18 protein-coding genes are annotated in these 18,317 nt (G+C 49.7%); 7 read left to right on the forward strand and 11 right to left on the reverse strand.

Features of this window, described 5'->3' with window-relative positions; genetic code table 11:
* Positions 1-16 precede the first annotated feature (16 nt).
* The 5 genes from ACO0LM_RS23780 to ACO0LM_RS23800 all read right to left on the reverse strand — a co-directional run bounded on the left by ACO0LM_RS23780 (position 17) and on the right by ACO0LM_RS23800 (position 7,997).
* Positions 17-1,585 carry a sensor domain-containing diguanylate cyclase gene (locus tag ACO0LM_RS23780; protein ID WP_423040578.1) on the reverse strand — a complete coding sequence of 523 codons (1,569 nt, stop codon included), beginning with the start codon at positions 1,583-1,585 and terminating at the stop codon, positions 17-19.
* Between the two features lie 308 nt (positions 1,586-1,893).
* Positions 1,894-2,109: a VF530 family DNA-binding protein gene (locus ACO0LM_RS23785; protein ID WP_422984988.1), complete on the reverse strand. Its 216-nt coding sequence runs from the start codon at positions 2,107-2,109 to the stop codon at positions 1,894-1,896.
* Between the two features lie 132 nt (positions 2,110-2,241).
* On the reverse strand, positions 2,242-3,243 hold the full coding sequence (locus tag ACO0LM_RS23790; RefSeq protein ID WP_423040580.1) for a Gfo/Idh/MocA family oxidoreductase: 1,002 nt from the start codon (positions 3,241-3,243) through the stop codon (positions 2,242-2,244).
* Positions 3,244-3,496: 253 nt separating this feature from the next.
* Positions 3,497-5,974: a TOMM precursor leader peptide-binding protein gene (locus ACO0LM_RS23795; protein WP_423040582.1), complete on the reverse strand. Its 2,478-nt coding sequence runs from the start codon at positions 5,972-5,974 to the stop codon at positions 3,497-3,499.
* Positions 5,975-7,037: 1,063 nt separating this feature from the next.
* Positions 7,038-7,997 (reverse strand): heme-binding protein, encoded by a 960-nt coding sequence (locus tag ACO0LM_RS23800; RefSeq protein ID WP_423040584.1) that lies wholly within the window; start codon positions 7,995-7,997, stop codon positions 7,038-7,040.
* 837 nt (positions 7,998-8,834) lie between these two features.
* Between ACO0LM_RS23800 and ACO0LM_RS23805 the strand changes: the two genes are divergently transcribed.
* Positions 8,835-9,131 carry a hypothetical protein gene (locus ACO0LM_RS23805; RefSeq protein ID WP_423040586.1) on the forward strand — a complete coding sequence of 99 codons (297 nt, stop codon included), beginning with the start codon at positions 8,835-8,837 and terminating at the stop codon, positions 9,129-9,131.
* A gap of 389 nt (positions 9,132-9,520) precedes the next feature.
* Here ACO0LM_RS23805 and ACO0LM_RS23810 read toward each other — a convergent pair whose 3' ends face one another.
* From ACO0LM_RS23810 to ACO0LM_RS23820, 3 genes are read right to left on the reverse strand one after another with little or no spacing between them, the layout of a single operon-like run.
* Positions 9,521-10,210 (reverse strand): hypothetical protein, encoded by a 690-nt coding sequence (locus ACO0LM_RS23810; RefSeq protein ID WP_423040588.1) that lies wholly within the window; start codon positions 10,208-10,210, stop codon positions 9,521-9,523.
* Entirely contained in the window at positions 10,207-11,118 is a 912-nt protein-coding gene (locus tag ACO0LM_RS23815) for an ABC transporter ATP-binding protein (RefSeq protein WP_423040590.1), read from the reverse strand. The genes ACO0LM_RS23810 and ACO0LM_RS23815 overlap by 4 nt, the downstream gene beginning before the upstream one ends.
* A gap of 10 nt (positions 11,119-11,128) precedes the next feature.
* Positions 11,129-11,455 carry a GntR family transcriptional regulator gene (locus ACO0LM_RS23820; protein WP_423040592.1) on the reverse strand — a complete coding sequence of 109 codons (327 nt, stop codon included), beginning with the start codon at positions 11,453-11,455 and terminating at the stop codon, positions 11,129-11,131.
* Between the two features lie 219 nt (positions 11,456-11,674).
* Here ACO0LM_RS23820 and ACO0LM_RS23825 point away from each other — a divergent pair, with 219 nt between their 5' ends.
* Positions 11,675-11,863 (forward strand): hypothetical protein, encoded by a 189-nt coding sequence (locus ACO0LM_RS23825; RefSeq protein ID WP_423040594.1) that lies wholly within the window; start codon positions 11,675-11,677, stop codon positions 11,861-11,863.
* Positions 11,864-11,876: 13 nt separating this feature from the next.
* Here ACO0LM_RS23825 and ACO0LM_RS23830 read toward each other — a convergent pair whose 3' ends face one another.
* Complete coding sequence (locus tag ACO0LM_RS23830) at positions 11,877-12,389, reverse strand: ester cyclase (protein WP_423040596.1); 513 nt, start codon at positions 12,387-12,389, stop codon at positions 11,877-11,879.
* Between the two features lie 327 nt (positions 12,390-12,716).
* Here ACO0LM_RS23830 and ACO0LM_RS23835 point away from each other — a divergent pair, with 327 nt between their 5' ends.
* Positions 12,717-13,610, forward strand: coding sequence for a LysR family transcriptional regulator (locus ACO0LM_RS23835; protein WP_423040616.1), 894 nt, complete (start codon positions 12,717-12,719; stop codon positions 13,608-13,610).
* Between the two features lie 205 nt (positions 13,611-13,815).
* On the opposite strand, the gene ACO0LM_RS23840 is transcribed toward ACO0LM_RS23835, so the two are convergent.
* Together ACO0LM_RS23840 and ACO0LM_RS23845 are read right to left on the reverse strand one after the other, a co-directional pair.
* Positions 13,816-14,442 (reverse strand): DUF2306 domain-containing protein, encoded by a 627-nt coding sequence (locus tag ACO0LM_RS23840; protein WP_423040598.1) that lies wholly within the window; start codon positions 14,440-14,442, stop codon positions 13,816-13,818.
* Positions 14,443-14,697: 255 nt separating this feature from the next.
* The gene (locus tag ACO0LM_RS23845; RefSeq protein ID WP_423040600.1) at positions 14,698-15,978 is read right to left on the reverse strand and encodes a glycosyltransferase; all 1,281 of its coding nucleotides are present in this window, start codon (positions 15,976-15,978) and stop codon (positions 14,698-14,700) included.
* 210 nt (positions 15,979-16,188) lie between these two features.
* Between ACO0LM_RS23845 and ACO0LM_RS23850 the strand changes: the two genes are divergently transcribed.
* The 4 genes from ACO0LM_RS23850 to ACO0LM_RS23865 all read left to right on the forward strand — a co-directional run bounded on the left by ACO0LM_RS23850 (position 16,189) and on the right by ACO0LM_RS23865 (position 18,107).
* Positions 16,189-16,746 carry a contractile injection system tape measure protein gene (locus ACO0LM_RS23850; protein ID WP_423040602.1) on the forward strand — a complete coding sequence of 186 codons (558 nt, stop codon included), beginning with the start codon at positions 16,189-16,191 and terminating at the stop codon, positions 16,744-16,746.
* A 79-nt stretch (positions 16,747-16,825) separates the two neighbouring features.
* A complete protein-coding gene (locus tag ACO0LM_RS23855) occupies positions 16,826-17,281 on the forward strand; it encodes a hypothetical protein (protein ID WP_423040604.1) in 456 nt (151 codons plus the stop codon).
* Between the two features lie 149 nt (positions 17,282-17,430).
* The gene (locus tag ACO0LM_RS23860) at positions 17,431-17,775 is read left to right on the forward strand and encodes a type II toxin-antitoxin system RelE/ParE family toxin (protein ID WP_422985012.1); all 345 of its coding nucleotides are present in this window, start codon (positions 17,431-17,433) and stop codon (positions 17,773-17,775) included.
* Complete coding sequence (locus ACO0LM_RS23865) at positions 17,772-18,107, forward strand: helix-turn-helix domain-containing protein (RefSeq protein WP_423040606.1); 336 nt, start codon at positions 17,772-17,774, stop codon at positions 18,105-18,107. Before ACO0LM_RS23860 ends, ACO0LM_RS23865 begins: the two co-directional genes overlap by 4 nt.
* Positions 18,108-18,317: the final 210 nt, after the last annotated feature.

An 18,317-nucleotide genomic window follows, 5' to 3' on the forward strand; every position in this document is an offset into this window, starting at 1 on the left:
GCGGTATATTTTTTCTTTAGGCAGCTTGTGTGAGGTTATCGTTACGACAAACACGGTCGCGGCCATTTCTTTTCGCAACATAAAGCGCCCTGTCAGAAGCCTCTATCAAATCCACGGGCTTGTTCAGCTCCCTAACAGGGATCATTGCTTCTACCCCTGCACTGATGGTGACAACCCCTGCTTCATTGCCAGTGTGTGGTATCGCCAGGTTGCGAATTGCCAGACGAATATTCTCGGCGATCAGTATTGCCCCTTCCACGTCAGTTGTTGGAAGGATGACAGCGAATTCTTCACCGCCGTAACGGGCGATCAGATCACCTGCACGGTTTTGACAGCTTTTGGCTGCCTGGCTTATTTTTCTGAGGCATTCGTCTCCTGCCGCATGACCGTAAATATCGTTGTATCTCTTGAAGTGATCCACATCGAACATGATCATGGCGAGAAAACTCGAATTTCGGATTGCCCGATTAAATTCTTCTTCTAGCGTGACGTCAAAATTACGTCTGTTTGCCATTTCGGTGAGTGCATCCTGTAATGACAATCGCTCAAGAGTCAGATTCAGGCTGAGCATTGCATCTCGTGCAGCCGCACTCTCTGCTTCAGCATTCAGGCGCAACTTGATTTGACCTGTGAGGTAAAACCCGACCAAACCAAGAACAATGACGAGTATCCCTACACCGGTAGAATGTAAATAGGTGTCGGCGAGCCATTCCGAAAGAATTTCATTTTCGGACAAAGCCGCAGAGGCAAACAAAGGGTATTTATCTAAGTGCCGAAAGCTGTTCAGTCGTTTTACACCGTCCTGCGCGGAATTGACAGTGAATGACCCTGATCTCTTGACGATGCTTTCCTTGTAGACAGTCGTCGTCAGCATACTCTTGCCGATGGAGTCTGGTAACAAAGGTCGGCGAGTCAGCATAATACCTCGCTCCATTACCAGAACAATCGCGCCATTTTCACCAAGATTGAAGCTGTTATAGAATTTATTGAAATAATCAATATCTATCGTTGCCAGGGCGACACCGGCAAAGCTACCGTCTGCATGATTGATGCGGCGTGATACGGTCATAATCCAGGCACCACTTGAACGACTGCGGACAGGTATTCCAATATATGGCTTACTTTCCTGATGGGAGCGATGATGAATAAAATAATCCCGATCTGAATTATTGACCTTCTCTGGTGTAGTCGGCAAAGAATTCACTAACCATCGTCCGGTTTCGTCGTAGACAAACAAGCCTTTGAGTTGAGATAATTCTGTTGTCCTGCGCACCAACAATTTATGCAGTCGTGCTAAGGCAGCAGAGCTAACGCCGTCTGTCTCAATGCGTTCAACGATACCTAACAGCGCCGTATCTGCCCCTTTAATCGTATCGTCAGCATGCTGAGTGATGGCACGGGCCATGTTGGCAGTGGAAATTTGCGCTTCGCTCAGTTGATTTTTTCTGGCAGCCCAACTACGCCAGCCATCCATTAATACCAGGGACAGACAAACGAGAATGACAAACCCAAGAACCGAGCCTGTCAGTGATATTCCCTTCGTTTTGACTCCGGTGACACTAGCTGATTGTGTTTGACTGATCATGTTTTACCGGGGATGTCGGCGCGACCTTCATATTTATATGCGCCCTAAGCATTGGATATTATTTTTTTCATTCTCTTTATTGAGGAATATACCATAGGGTTAGCAGGGACAATTGTGGACAACCGTCACAGATATTCATCAATACAAAACTAACGGGTTTTGAGCAACAGGATATTGCCAAAAAAATCATTTATCCAATCAATGAGAATGGCAGTGGGCCTTATATACGTATGAGATCTTATAAAATTGAGTAACTGTTTGATGCACAATGTAAACAGACGCTAAACAGACTGCCCTGATACCAGCCATCACGGCATATCAAGAAACAACTCCTCCACCCTCGCCCGTGCCCACGGTGTTTTGCGTAAAAATTTCAGGCTGGATTTGATGCTGGGGTCGCTGGTGAAGCAGTTGATGTCTATGAGTTGGCCCATTTTTTCCCAGCCATAATGGGCGACAAGTTGCTCCAGGATTTTTTCCAGGGTGATGCCGTTCAGGGTGCGGGGTGGGTGTTGTTCGTTCATTGCTTTATTCCTTGGTGACCCCGGATGATAGCAGGCTGGGGCTTGATACGCAGCACTGCTCCCTGTTTCCGCCGGGTGACGACAGCATCGCACTTGGTGGCAACGACATGCCGGTCACCTACCTGTTTCTGTTCACGCTGTCTCTTGGTCGAAGGCTGGTTGCAGTGCTTGTAAGACTTGTTCCCACACACTGGCCAGCGCCAGCAGGTATTCGGGCTGTTGATGCGTTGGCTGTTGATGCGTTGGCTGTTGATGTGCAGTTTGTGCCTGCCCGTGAATTGCTGCCACCATTTGGTTGATCACGGTGCGATTGGCGTGGTCGCGTTGCTGCTGCAGTGCATGGGCATCGATTTGGTTCATGTCGACGGGCAAATAGTTACGCCACTGTTGTATGGGCATCGATACGGGGGATGGGAACCATATGACTGGCCCGTTAGTTTCTGCCAGCAACAGGTTGCCATGGGCGAAGGTGGCACTGCAGCGGTGGTTGAGCAAGGTGGCTGTGCCGTCATCGGCGGCGGAAGCGAAATTTTGGCAAAACAAAGAAATATGCAGCGTGGGGCTGACCAGCAGCAGGCTGGCAAACATGGGAGGACTGTCGCCCGTTGCAGGTGGCGCTATGACTTGGATGTCTGCCAGTGAGCCAAGGGCGCGGCCCACTATGTCTAGGCTGGAATACAGGGTTCTGAGGTTGACTGCCAGATCAAAATGCAGGGGTGGCCCCATGTGCTTCGCAACGGATAGCCCGTTATAGAAAGCCTGAGGTGCCAGCAGATCGGCAAAATGGGCATTGACCTGGAACAGGCGTCCGTATTCTTTTGCAACGGCGAATGCTTTGTTCATTTGCGCTGTGCCGATGGGATGCTCACACAGCACATGAATGCCTTTGGACAGCAGCGCCAGGCTTAACTGGTTGCCGGTTTCCCCCGGTACGGCGACACAGGCAATATCGATGCTGCCGTCCGGGATGCTGTCCACATCCGTGTAGTGCGGGACTTGTGCCTGATGGGCGTAAGCCATCGACCGTGCACTGCCGGTGGATAGTATGCCTGCCAGCCGGACATTGTCCTGACTCGCTGCAAGGGCGCGGATATAGGTTGCGCCGTAGTTGCTGCCACATACCAGTACTCTCATGCAAATTCTCCTTTATAGGACTTACGCAAAACCGCCCCAAAGCGTTGTAGCTCCCGCATTTAGCCAAACCTGTACTAAAGTACTGTCTTCGTCGCTGTCGGTGTAGTCGGGGTTTCAGACAATATATTGTCTGCCGACCTAACGAACCTCCCTTGCAAGGGAGGTTTCCTAAAGCGTTAGCCTTGTTGGGACAATTTTGCGTAAGTCCTATTTTAAATTTTTCTTGCGCAAATTGATCTTGCGCTCTGTCTCTTCACGCAATCGGGTGTGGGTTATTGTTAACGATACGGCCTTTCAGTAATTTGCGTAACCTGGGGTTGTCGATGCGCTTGAACTGTTCACCAAAATGGATGGGCTGCATATGGATGCCCACTGCACGCGCCACCCGGAATGGGCTCAGGGCGACGTCGGGCGCGGTGACATCTACAATCGCCACATCGACATTCGCTGCTAACAGGCGCTGACGCAGGTCTTCTGCATTCTGGACGTCGGGATAGGACCAGTGGCTGGCATCTATTGCCATGGCGGCAGGTTGGCGCATGAAGTCGAACGCCCCCAGTTTATTGCTGGAAAAGTAGTAAGCGGCATGGTCTTCCAGCGTTTGTACCTCGTGTACTTGCTGGGGAATCTTGTGCCCGTTCCTCATCAAGTGACATAGGTATGGCATCACATGCCCCTGTTCCAGCAAAGCTTTGCGCATCGCCACCTGAATGTCACCGTGGGTGGCCAGTGCGACTGATATTGCGGGCGTGCCAACGCCATCGCCCAGACCCAGGCACACCACGGTAGGCACATGTATGCCGACATCCAGCAGATACAATTCCAGCTGTATGCCGCGCCCGGTCAAATCATCGATCATGAGGCGCATTTTTCCGTGATACTGGCTATCCAGACTCAGGCGCTGGCAAGGCAACTGGGCGTACCAGGTCAGCATCATGGCGTCACGTTCTATCAATTCATACGTGGCGCGAATGGCTGCATCATCGTTGTTTTGTCCGGCAGCCAGGCCATTGGACGATACCTGGCTGAACTGTTCTTCATAAGGTGAGCTGAAGTTGAAATAACTGACCAGAGCAGGCACCCATACCGATTTTTGCAAACCCAGCCAATGCCCCTTCGTCCAATGAATTTTTTGTTTGGCACGCCACTGAGAAAAAGGGAAATTAGGTGTGCTGTATTGGCGTTTCGAGTACAAGACCAGTTTTTCTGGATCGACATAATCGCCATTTAATTCATTGACGTTGGCGTACTTGAAATCGCGCATGGTGTAGCGTGCGGCAGAATAGCGCTCTATCGCTTCGCCAATGGCGCTGATGTGGGCAGATACTTCATCCAGCCCTTTTCCTGAACCAACCTGCCCCATGCTGCGGGGGTCGAATTTGCCGGCGGAAAAAGTCGACATCCCCGCCGACGCGGTGACCGGAAAATCAGGCAGATGTAATGCGTGGCCACTCAATTGACGGATAATTCCGGTGACAGGATCGATCCAGCCTGCCAATAATTTTTTTAGCTGTTCAACTGTGGAGATGTGATTAAGTGGATTGTTGCCCGCCTGTTCATACGAGGCCACCGCGCTCATGGCGCCGAATTGCGGCAGATGGCCGACTGCTGTTGCAGGGATGCGTGGCTGATCCTGATGCTCATGTTGATGTTCATGTTGATGACCGCAAATTTCACACCACGGCATGGGAATGATTTTGTGTTGTTCACTTTCACCTGTGACCAGGTTTTGTACCCTTACCTGGCCATCCAGGGTAGACGTGGTATAGCGCAGTAATAACTTCAGCACTTCCATCGACATTTGCTGCCCAACCATTACCGCCATCGGGCTTAGTAATGTGCGGGCGCGACTGGTTTGCTGGCTATCGGTCGCCACTTTATCCAGTTCGTGCGCCATTGAGGGCTGGTGTGCGGTACCCAGGCGGCGCAAGCGCAGGCAGTTCCAGCAACTGGTCTGGTTGGGGATGACCCATGGGCCTATCCAGGATTCAAGACCATCAAGGCAGCCAAACAAGGCTTGGTAGCCGCCGGCATCGATATATGCTGATGCCTTGTGCAACCAGAATTGCGCCTCTTTACTGAGGCTGACTATCACCAGATCCCATTCGCCTTCACCGGCTACAGTCAACTGCTTCTTTTCATCAAGGGCCAGGCGACCTGTGGTGACGTTGCACCATGGTGCTTGTTGCGCCAGTACGGTCTGCAACACGTCGGCACGCGACTGTCCTATATGCTCTTGCCCAAATGGCCGATGGCAAAGCACATCGTCTTTGGTCAGGGATTCGTTATCCAGCAGGTGCAAGTGACCGATGCCGGCGTTGGCCAGTTCGTCTATCATTTTGACTGACCAGGGTTCCAGGCCAATCACCAGCAGCCTGGCCTGGCCGAGATCTTCTGTCGATTTTTTACCTGGATGCTGCCAGGCTTTGAGGAAACGTTCGTGCGGTGACCACGGGGGCATAAACTGATTGCCCTCGTCAATTTCTTCCAGCAGGCCATGCTTCTTGAGTAAATCGACTACCGCAATGATGCTGGCATCGGCATAGCCAGGAAGTTGGGCGCATAGTTCAGTTTGACTATATTGGCCCTGCAATAGCGGACAGATATTGCTCACAAAATCGCGGACGTCTTTACCATGCAATTGAAAATCGCCCAGATCAGATTGCAATAGCACCCCTTGTGCATTAGGCGTGATCGTGGCAGCGGGAGATAATTGAAGTTTCTTCATCATGGGACGTCACTCTTTAATCAAAATGGTTGTGTCGATAACTAACTATTAGGACTTAGAACCTATTAGAACTTAAAACCTGTTGACGATCTTACTGCGGATAGTGGCATACATCTGCCACTATCCGCTTGCTACTATCCTCCTGCCGCTACCTGCTAACTACTACTGGTCGCACTCAGCACACACATAATTACCGGACTACATTGCGTAGGCTGGCACACCGCGCAGACAACATTCGCGGTCTGGCATTGCGCTGTTGGCTGGCAGGCGACACACTGATACCCGGTAGCACAGGGGGTGCACGGTGTACATGGAGTGCAGAGGGTGCATGGTTGGCAGCAATAACATTGCGCCGTCGGGTGACACACGGCACACACTACATTCGCGGTTTGACACTGCGTCGTTGGCTGGCAACAGAAACATTGCTGGGTAGGATGACACACCGCACACACTACGTTCGAAGTTTGAAATTGCGCCGCTGGCTGGCAGGCAGTACATTGAAAGCATGGTGCACAATTGCTACACTGCACGCACAAAGTACAAGGGGTACAGTGCACACACTGTATGCACAGAGTACAAGGAATACACTGTACGCACTGCACGCACTGGACACACAATGTACAAGGAGTACAGTGTGTGCACTGTGCGCAAAGCGCGTTGGAGGATTGGAACTGCGATGGGTCCGGTTGGCACGCTACACAAAAATTGACGCACGGTAAGCAATAGTAGCAATGCAGGCAATGCACACAAAGTGTGATGCATGGCACACAATGCAAAACGCAAGGCGTACATTTCATGCAGGTGTCACATTTGAATACGGGAGCAGCATTGCTGCTAAGTGTTTCTTCCAGCGCCTTGACTTTTGATGTCAATTCGGTGAGTTGCAATTGAAGCTCTTGAATGTTATCGCTCATGATTTCTCTTCCTGAAATATTGGCGTGAGCCAATGGATGTTGATAAGACAACCTATGCCATGAATGGCGGGAGATACCGACCAGCGCTTGAAGCATCGTCTTTAGCTGCATCATTTCGCTCCATTAACGCTGTTGCTACTACAACGAATCAACTATTGGACTTTGCTCAGGCTGTTGGCAGTGATATGCGGGAACACATAAGACTGGCCATCAGCCAGGTGTAACTGCAGGCTGATATTCTGCGAATATTGCAACATCAACTGCCCGTTGGATAATTCTTCCAGCCACACGGTATGCCTGAATTGCGTCACGTTGTTATGGTCTGCAATGAAGGGATTATTGGTAATGCCACCGTTATTGTTCGTATCCACATTGAGCTTGTGGGTGCGCAATACAGTAAGGCCTTGCTGGGACAGTGCCGCCAGGGCATCTTGCAAAACGATGTTCGGATTGATGTTGGGATTGTTTGGAATGTCCGTGCCATACGGCGCATTAAAAGCAAGCGGTGCATCAATCGGTAAGGTGCTGACGTCGGGAATGTCAGGCGCACCATCAATGATCGTTACATCGCCCATCGCCAGGATGGAATTTCCATGCGGTACAGAAACCTGTTTAATGATTTGTCGTGCCGGGTTTTGTGGTGGAATGGGATCAGGTGCAGGCGGACTGGGGATATAGGGTTGCGTATCGAGCGGTCCCTGACCTTGCTGGGCCGTGATCAAATTAAGCCAGGCACCGTTTTCTGCATGCACCAGGGTATTTGCCTGCACCCCGTCAGAGAAAAATACGCGCTGCTCGTAGAATAAGGTGTAGCTGTCTTGCTCATCCGTACCGCCACGATTGGAGACTTTTCCTTGTAATGCGCTGAAGGTCATCACTTCATAATAAAAAACATTCTTCAGGATAAAACCATTCGGCGCTGTCGCCTGTGGTATCGGCATGACGTTAAAGCCATTGGTTTTGGGGCTTACCCAGGTGCCAATCAAGCCTGCCAGCGGCCCCAGGTTTTGCAACATCGCGGGGTTGTGATCGCCGCCGCCGGGCGCGAGTAAGGGAATGTTGTAGTCGGGTACAAAAGGGGAAACCGGGCCGCAGGCACTGCATTTGCTCACAGGGCAATGGCACTGTTGCACAGCATGACTGACTGGACAGCTTGACGCGTGCAAGCGATCAACAACAGAGCTTAATTGTTCTATGTCAACTCGCAATTGCTCAACTTCATTTTCAGATTCCATGTCGTTCTGGCTCCTTCTAAGGGTGAAATAAGTGTGAAATAAGTGCGGGATAAGTGTGAAATAAGCGTGAAATAAGTGTGAAATAAGTGTGAAATACCGGTCGAGAAACAACAGAGGGATGCACGTATTACGGTATTGCGGTATTGCGATTTTTTGAAAATGGATATCACCGCTATCGCAGCGCACCACATCAAAACGCAGAAGCAGTCATGCTTTAAAAATTGCATTGCTTCATGCAACTATTTTTCAATGCAATGGGGCAAGTAGATTTTTTTCCGTTTAGAAAAATCTGTCTTGTTATTGAAATTCTGTAGCAGAGCCAAACCAGCAAGCCTAGTTACAGGCTGCCATTTAAAGAACCAAAAGCTTGCTGTAAAAGTCCAGCAGAAATAGGACGTGTGGATATTTTTCTTCGACAACCGAAAGGGATCTTACATTTCCCTTAGTTGAAATTCTTATATCCTTATTTGATAATAATATTATCCAAAAGATAATATAGCAATGTTAATTAATAGTTAAAACTACGTGCTGCTTACCGTAATGCCTTGACGCACTATTTCCAGGGAAAATAAAGATGCACAACCCTGCATCTCTCAAAATGCAAAAAAATGTGAATCCGATTCGGGAATGTTGCCGTATATCCAGAGTGGCCCAGGGTGACCCAGAGTGGCCAAGGGGCGGCCCCGGTTAATACGAAGATACGAAGAGGATTGCATGACAAATTTGACTATTTCAATATCCACTGGCAATCGCCGTCGGTTTGCCCGCACCATGTCGAGCATGGCGTTGTCGGCTTCGGGTATTGCGCTGGTGACGGAGAATGAGGCGCTGGCGGCGAATGTAGTGGCCACTGCGGCAGTCAATGCTTACTTGGCCGCCAATCCGGCTTTCAAGGAAGGTGAACTGGTAAAAATCGCCGGTCGCCTGGCTACCGATGACACCATACACTGGACTATTGTGTCAGCTACCCAAGGCACAGAGTATGGTGCACAAATGATGGCTTTCACGTAGCATTCAAGTAATTCTGCCACTGCTGTCACAAAGAATCAGGACTTACGCAAAACTGTGCTAGCCGCGTTGCACTATGAGAGTACGTAGGTGAGATTAGCGGAGCGTAATCGCACGTATGTTGAGCCTGGCAATGGCGAAGAAGCTTCCAATTTTCCTATCTTCTATCCAGCAGGAGGAAATTCACTGTTTTGTATTTTCTTCAGTCAATCAGCTGTTGAAGGCAGCATGCCGTGATAGACATGCGTACGATTACGCTCCTCTAATCGTATCTACGTTCTGGGACAATTTTGCGTAAGCCTAAGAATAATCCAAACGTTTTTACTATTTCCAGCTAGTTCATGGCGTTGCCCTGTCAGGCTTTACGTGATTGTCAGCCTGAGTGCTCCGGGTCAGAGAAAGTCTCGTTTTGTGCTTTGAATATGTAATGTCGCCAAGATCACGGATATGGCAATAATGACCTGGGTCACCACAATGGCAATTGCTGTTGAATTCCATACCATCGCTGAACCATAAACATAAGGTCCAATCGGGTCCAGAAAGGCAATCGTCCATAGATAAGCAGACGTGCCCAACTCGAAGGTCATTATGGACAAAACTGTGATAGCCAACGACTGGAAAAGCAAACTGACGCTGAGGATACAGGTGTAGGCGACAAACACACCCAGAAATACCATGGTGACAAATGGAACAGCGCCTGGCGGAAACAGCTTAAGTCCAAAGGCGAAATAAAATGCTACCGCGCTGACCACCAACCAGAAAATACCGAATACAGGCAAGTTGATCAGCAGCTTTGCCAGGGTGAATTCCTTCACTGAAACAGGAAGACTCATGATGAACGGCTGTGTCGATTTTTCTTTCTCGAACACATTGGTCTTCATAATGAGCACAATACCGCAAGTTGCGGCTGGACCCAGTAGCATCATAAAACCGATATTGACCAGCACCCAATTCGGTATGCGCCCATGGAGCAAGGGCAAGATGCCAATGGCGGCAAGACTCACCAGAGCGAACACGAATATGGTCCGGCTCATGATCTGGAAATCTTTTCTGACCAGTTGGGGGACTATCGAGCTATTCATTGCGCAAACTCCATATTGATACTCGCCTTGGCGCATTTGACGTTGGCCAGGAATATCTCTTCCAGGCTCAAACGCTCGATGGCCTTTATGACCTGACCGGCGCTGTTGAACTGCGCTGGAATGGACTCATCGTAATCATTAACAGTCACCGCACACAGGTGGCCGCTCTGCTGGATATCCTTGATATTTGGCAGTTCCGGCAAGGGCTTGTTTTCCATGTTTATCAAACGTAGTCTTCGCCAGCCGTCCATGAAGTCTTCCTTGTTGCGGGATTCGATGATGCGGCCATCATAGATAAAGCTGATGTAGTCGGATATCTGCTCTATATCCAATGTATTGTGCGATGAAAAAAGAATGGACCGCGTTTCGTCTTCTAGCGCATTCATCATTTCGTCAAGCACTTCCTTCCTGACAGCTGGGTCCAGGCCGGTGGTCGGCTCGTCGAACACCAACAGCTTGGGGCGGCGGGCAAGCGCTAACAACAGGGTAGCCTTGACTCTCTGGCCGTGAGACAGGCCTTTGACCTTCTGGTCTTTATGAAGGTCGAAGCGGCGCAACAGGGTGTTAGCGTAGTCGGAATCCCAAGTGTCGAATATCGATTTGATAAAGTCCATATGGAAAGTAATCGTCTCGCTCTCGTAGAGCCGCATGTCATCGGAGATAAAGCCGATATGTCGCTTCGCGGCGATTTGCTCGTCGGGCATGGAATGTCCCAATACCCTGACCGAACCAGCGTCAGGCCCCAACAAGCCCATGACCAGCCGCAAGATCGTCGATTTTCCGGCACCATTCGGTCCAACCAACCCCATGACGGCACCCTGTTCAAAAGACAGGTTAATGTCTTGCAGCTTAAAATGGTGATACCCCTTGCTGATGCCTTTACACTCTACTGCCAGCGGCAAATCCATCCCGATCTCCCTATTCCATAAATTGCTTTATCATCTGCAATATTTTGTTTTCCGGTATGGCAAGAGATTTTGCCAATTTGCCGGCTTGCTCCAGGTGCTGGATTAACTCTTCTTTCTGAAGTATCGTCAGATCAAGCGTGTCGTTTACCCAGCTCCCTTTGCCTTGTTGAGTAACAATGACACCTTCTCGTCCCAATTCCAGATAGGCACGCTTGACCGTAATAATGCTTACCTTCGTTTCAGTTGCCAGCTCACGCACTGAAGGTAAAGGTGTTTTGGGCGGCCAATCCCCCACAGCAATCCGCTGTTTAATTTGTTCCATGATCTGTTGATACATGGGACTTTTGTCCGTTTGAGAAAATACAAAATCATATTTCATATACACAGTATATACAGATGAACGCGCAATAGGCAAGCATTTAAAAAATGGAAGATAGGGAATGTTCGTTTGCTTGCGGCCAATCAACTCTTAGGGTCTTTTTTTAAAAATATCAGCGAGCTATAAATAAGCCGCCTATCTCTATGAGAATCAACGGCTATATTTATTTGAGAGTTGATGGCGACTTTGACATACCAAAGCATGGCTACCTGGAAATGTCTAAGCAGCAAGGCCGTGGGTATAGTGCCGCTGCTGATGGTGGCCCTGCATAGCCATCCGCTGGCAGTCCACCCCAGCGCCGCACCACCCGGCCTGGCGGGCCAATGGTTTATTGAGCAGGTACAGCGCTGCCTTGGCTCTGCATAAATTTGCCCCCTGCTTACATGGGAACAGCGCCAATCTGTCGCAATAAATCAAGCAGATCTGGCTGGCCACGTTCTTCAATAATTTGCCCAGCAGAGAAACGATAGATATTCAGTGCTTGTACGGCGATCTTCTTGCCTGTGGCTGGCACGCCAAAAAAAGTTCCCTGGTGTGTACCGCGCATGGTGAAGCGCGCCACCACTTTGTCGCCTTCAGCGACGGTTTCTTCCAGTGTCCATTGAATATCGGGGAAACCAGAACGCATCATGTGGATGATTTCCAGATACCCGGCGGGGCCGTTCATCGGTTCTGCACGGCCCGGCACATAAAATATCGCTTTGGGCGAAACCAGTTCAGAAGCCAGCCTCACATCTGCGGTATTAATAAATTGCACAAAGCGTTGCATGAACAAGCGATGTGCTTGTGCCTCTGCAATGACATCAGCATTTTTGCCTACCTGTTGAGCAGGTAATTTTGGTGTCGTGGCGGGTTCTGCAGCCAGGGCTGTCAGTGGCGCAGCAGAAACCATGAGTACTGCGGATTTAATATGGGAAGTAATCATCATTGATCCAGTCTTATTGAAAAAGAAATTGAGACCTTGCGTTCCCGGTGGAGACCAACACGTTCTAAGCTCGTGGCTAGTGCAGCCGCATTGGCGGGCTCACGATGTCCAATGACAACTTCACAAGTTGCCCCGGAAAAACAGGCCGGCAAGACCAGCGACCATATTGCCAGTGCCAATAACAGCAATTTTCATGCTGATCTCCAAAAGTATTTGCGAGGAGTTCACTATAAAATGAAAACAATTAATGATAAATTGCCATATTACTTCATCACTACAAACAAGGTGTTTATAATGGACAGACTCGCCAGCATGCACATCTTCGTCAAAGCCATTGAACTGGGGTCTTTTTCGGCAGCTGCCAATGACCTCAAGATGTCGCCGCAGTTAATCGGTAAAAACGTGATGGTGCTGGAGCAGAGCCTGGGAGTACGTTTGCTAAACCGTACAACCAGACGTCACAGCCTGACCGAAATCGGAAAGCTTTTCTACGAGCGAGCCAAAATTATCCTGGCCGAAGTGGAAGCCGCAGAATCCCTGGTCGCGGAAACACGGGCGGTACCTCGCGGACGTATCCGTATCAATGCGCCAGTCACTTTTGGTATTCATGCCCTGGCACCAAAACTGACAGACTATTTAAAACAATACCCTGATGTCTCGGTCGAACTCACCATGAGCAATCGGATGGTTGACCTCATAGACGAAGGTTACGATGCCATCTTTCGCGTGGGCGAATTATCAGACAGTAGCCTGATGGCCAGGTCGCTGGCACCCTATCGTCTGATTATGTGTGCGGCGCCTTCTTACCTCGCCACTTGCCCGCCACTAAAAACACCAATGGATCTTCAGCAGCACGAATGCCTGGTGTTTTCACATACCTCTTTGCGGACGCACTGGCTATTTGAAGGCCCCGATGGCCGCATTTCAGTACCCATCAGCGGACGACTGATGGTGGACAGCGGCGAAGCATTGCTCTCTGCTGCCATTTCCGGATTTGGGATCATGCTTCAACCAATTGAACTGGTAAAGGCCGGGCTTGATGCAGGTCACCTGGTACCTGTTCTACAGGATTACAAAGTACCCACCCGCCCCCTGCACATTGTCTATGCACCAGACCGGCGAATGACGCCCAAGCTTAGAAGTTTTCTGGATTTCGCGGTAGCGGCTTTTGGGGTCGAGCTTCTTTAACAGGTATGGGAAGCTCATGCTGTAAATCGGGATGCCGTACAAGGCCAGGGTGTATGCCTGCGCAACAATGCGCTGGTTGCCTTGGCAAGCAGCACAATGCACAATGCTCCTGCATGCACTTATTTTCACCCGAAGATAACGTAGCCAAACGCTGCACGTATGATTGTACGTATGATTGCACGTACAATATATAAGCCTGCATGGCTCATACAGCCTCTAACTGCCGGCCTTGCTGCAAGGATATGCACAATAAATCCGCCATCACCAGCGCCATGAAACTGCTGACCCAGATCAGGTTGGCGTTTCCACCAAAGCTGGCATTGATATCCATTTTTAATACATCGACGAGCATGCGCGTGACAATAAAAGTCAGTGTCAGCGCATAGCTGCGGGTGATCCAGATCTGGTGCATGATCAATTGCTTCTTGCAGGCCGTGAGCACAGCAGCCAGGGTCGTCCCCAGCCACAAACAGCCTTGCGCAACTGCCGGCCATTTTTCAGCCGGGGCCAGGTGCATCAACGCAATGTAAATCGCAAGCGGGGCAGCAATGGCTACCGCGATGGCGTACAGCCGCCCAAGTACCCGGTGCATCTGCAAATGCCTGTTACGAAATCCCGGGAAAAACTGTATCGGCGCGGCCAGCAATGCAAGCGTTGCCGCCAATGCGTGCACATGCAGGCACCAGCGATAGGCATTTATTTTTTGTTCCCACTGCGGATTCATCCCCAGCAGCAAAGGCAGCTCCACCTTGACCATCACCAGCATAAACAGCAAACCCACGACGAGGAAAAAAACCAGCTGGGGACGAGCGAATACCTCACGGGTTGCCATGATTTTCTCCCAAAAGATGCAAGCGCAAGGGCTATGTGTTAGAGGGGATTAAAAGGTATTCAACGTCATTGACGACGTTTTGACTGACACCGAAGCTGTAAAGTGTGTGAGCAAAAGTAAGTATCACAATGTAGATGCAAACCACATTTAGATCCTAGGTACGATTAGATTCTATGGTTCCCGATCTCGTCGCAATAAAAACTTGACGGGAACCATAGAATCTAATCTCATCTACCTATACTCATTGCAACGCGGCTAGCTCAGTTTTTCGAAGGTCCTGCTAATCAATCTAACCGCCTCTGCGACACCATTCTCTTGCTTCATCGCCTCTGCAATTGATTTTGCTTTGACTGTCATCTGTGGCGCGTTCACTACGGCCTTGATCTGTGTAGCCAATGTCTGCGCCGTCAGCTTGCGTCGTTGCAAAGGCTTGCCGGCAATACCCAGGCGGTGCAACTCATTACCCCAGTGTTCTTGCTCGCTGATGTGGGCAACGACCACCGATGGCTTGCCTGCCAGCGTCGCCGATTGTGTCGTCCCTGCCCCACCATGATGCACGATAAGCTGACACAGCGGGAAGATGGCATGATGCGGTGCCGCCGACACGTACAAGACCTGATCGCTGGATTCGAAACCACAATCCTGCCCACCCGGGCTTTGGATAATCGCCCGGCAACCCGCCAGTGTTGCCGCCTGCGTGAACAGGCGCAGGGTCTTGCCCTGTTCGGCCACATCTGCCGGCATCCAGCTGCCAAACGTCATGTAGACAGGTGCATCGCCCGCCGCCAGAAAACTGGCCAGCGCATCAGGCACAACACCTTCCACTTCAGAATTTGGCATATCCAGAAAACCGCAAACATGCGCAGACGCAGGCCAATCCGCTTGCGCCTGGCATATCTGCGGGCTGACGGCCACCAAAGCAAGCTGCGGCGATATCCACACTTGCGTCACGATGTCTTGTGTCAGTGGCATGTCTAGCTGTTGCCGCAGGCGGTTGGGATAATGTTTCAGCGTCCGGTTCAACGCAAATTGCGTCAACCACCACAATACGCGATTGCCGGTCTGTCCAAAAGCAGCCACGCTTAAGGGATGGTTAAAAGCACTGGGTATGGCAGCATGCGACAGCAGCACACTGACATAAGGCTTACCCGCTTTTTCTGCCGCGATCTGAAGCGGATGCATGAAATAATGCCCGATCAATACATCAGCATCGGCACACAGGCTTTGGGCCGCCTCAAACATGGCATCTTCAACAGGGTCATAACCAAGGCGAAGGATGGTCGTCATTTGCGTCATGGGATTGCGGGTGGTGTACACCAGGCGGCCAATTTTCTCGGCCTCTTCCGGGCTGACCACCGGCGAAGCAAGCACCCTTATCTTTACACCACACGCCGATTTGAAACCGGCATACAAAGCACCGTCGAAGCAGGTGATGACCAGGCTGACTTCATGCCCCGCCACCTGCAGCCCTTCTGCCAAGGCCAGAAATGGCCGCACATCACCATGGCTACCCCAGGTTTGTATTCCTATTTTCATATGCTGTTTTGCTTGGTCAGGCGTGTTGATAAAGTCGGGCAAACAGGATTGTAGTGTGTATCGCTGGACTTGTACGGAAGCGATATTGCTAAGAGACATTGCGAAGAGCCATTGCACCCGCCCACCTATGACAATCTGGCTGCAAGTGGTAAATTAGCATGTTTATACAGCCCGCAACATCTGGACAGGTGCTGCGACCAGGCTAACAACATGTATGCGCTGCGCCGATATGTGGCTACGGCAACTCACAACAGGGACAATATGAACACAACATTCAACGTGAACAATTCAGGACTGGTGCTGCTGCAAAGCTATATCCCCTTGTTTTTTTCACGCTTGCATCTGACAGTAGACGACAGATTCGTCTCCGCCGACGCGCAGCAACGCGCCGTGCATTACCTGCAGTTTTTAGCGACCGGGCATAGTCAGACCGCAGACCACTACCTGGTGCTGAATAAAATCCTGTGCGGCTTCAAACCGCAAGACACCGTGGACACCAACATAACAATGCCCACAGCAGACAAAGAACTGTGCGAAAGCCTGCTGCACGCCGCCATTAGCCATTGGACCGCCATAGGCGCCAGCTCGCTAGACGGCATGCGTGGCAACTGGCTGGTCAGGGATGGTTTGTTAAGCGAAAACGGAGAGTGGCAACTGGCAGTGGAAAAACGCGCTTACGATATATTGATCAACAAGAGCCCATTTAGCTTTTCCGTCATCAAATTTCCGTGGATGAATAAGGTGTTGCGGGTGAGTTGGCCGAGTTAGCCCAACCTGCAAGTGGCATTGATTACTACTGGCCTATGGCATGTGCTATCTAAAGTATGTTTTGAGAAAATACCCATATATGAGAATTGAAATTAATGGAATTAGTGGATGGAATCGCAAAACACAAGTTGTCATTGGTTTTTTGTTTTTAATCTTCGCTATTACCCTATTTTTCAAGTCGTCATTCACGCTAGCAGAAGTAAAAATTAAAATGGCAGAACATTTTTCTGCTGGCACATCCAAAAACATTGAAAGAATAGAATGCAACCCTGGTACGAAGGGCCGGGATTTGAGTGCATTTCTGGACTGTAATTATAAAATTCGGGGGAAAGACATTTGGAAAGCCAAAGAAGTGAATTACCCTGAGCACTTTTTTGGCGGTGGGGACTTCGGTGTTATTTTTTATGATCAAACTGCTCAGCCAAAAGTCGATATCGTCAGTTCAGCAAGTGACGATATCCCATCAATTAGCAGAGTTGATCTTTACTATTGCATGAGCGTAGTTGATCAAATTCTGGATCAACAGCCCAAATAGCCGTCCTTGTATTCAAGGCCGAATATGATTTATCAATCCGAGCTTATGTGGACATCTCGCCTCGCCCGAAGGTAACAATTTATTACTAGAGTGCCGGAACAGAATTCAGGGTTTGCATTCAACTCCAGCTTTGTATAAAATTTGATACAATGAATAACGATAAAGAAATTCGCTGGGTCGGGTCCTCATATGACGATCTGCTCAATTTTCCTCATGAACCAAGGCGCGAAGCTGGCTTTCAACTAAGTAAAGTCCAGGCGGGCCTTGAACCCGACGACTGGAAGCCGTTTGACGATGTTGGATCAGGTGTACGGGAAATTCGTATTCGGGATGCGACAGGAATATTCCGCGTGATGTATGTGGCGAAGTTTGAAGAAGCGATATATGTGCTGCACAGTTTTCAGAAGAAAACTGAAGCTACCTCCAAACGCGACAAGGATATTACTGAAGCTCGATATCGAGCCATAGTGCAAGAAAGGAAAGCAAAGAAATGAGTAAAGTCGACACCCAAGTCAGGCACATTACTAAACCTGGCACAAACTTGTTTGCAGAACTTGGTTTTTCACCAGACGAAGCTAAGCGTTATCAGGATGAATCACGTGGCCGGATAGACCATACTCTGGCGCTCAAGGAACAGCTTATGGGAGAATTGGTAGCCTGGATCAAGGAAAGTCACCTCAAGCAAGATGCAGCGGCTGAAATTTTGCATGTAACACGTCCTCGCGTTTCAGACGTTGTGAACAAGAAAACGAGCAAATTCACGATTGACGCGCTAGTGGAAATGCTGGCCCGAGTTGGAAAACCTGTCAAAGTTGTGGTCGGGTGACAAGACCTGTTATTAAACCTACTTTAATGGACTGCTACATTTCCACCTTTGCGGGCTAAACAAGGCTCCTCCCAAAATGGCAGTCTGTAGTGGTCTAATAATAACGGACACCGAGATAGGTGGGATAATTCACTTATTGAGGAAAAGAGATGAAAGCAAAAAGAAGAACATTTGAGATTGGCTTTAAGTTGCAAGTTGTCCGTATGGTGA

The sequence above is a fragment of the Undibacterium sp. Di26W genome (genome assembly GCF_049340265.1).
GTDB lineage: Bacteria > Pseudomonadota > Gammaproteobacteria > Burkholderiales > Burkholderiaceae_D > Undibacterium.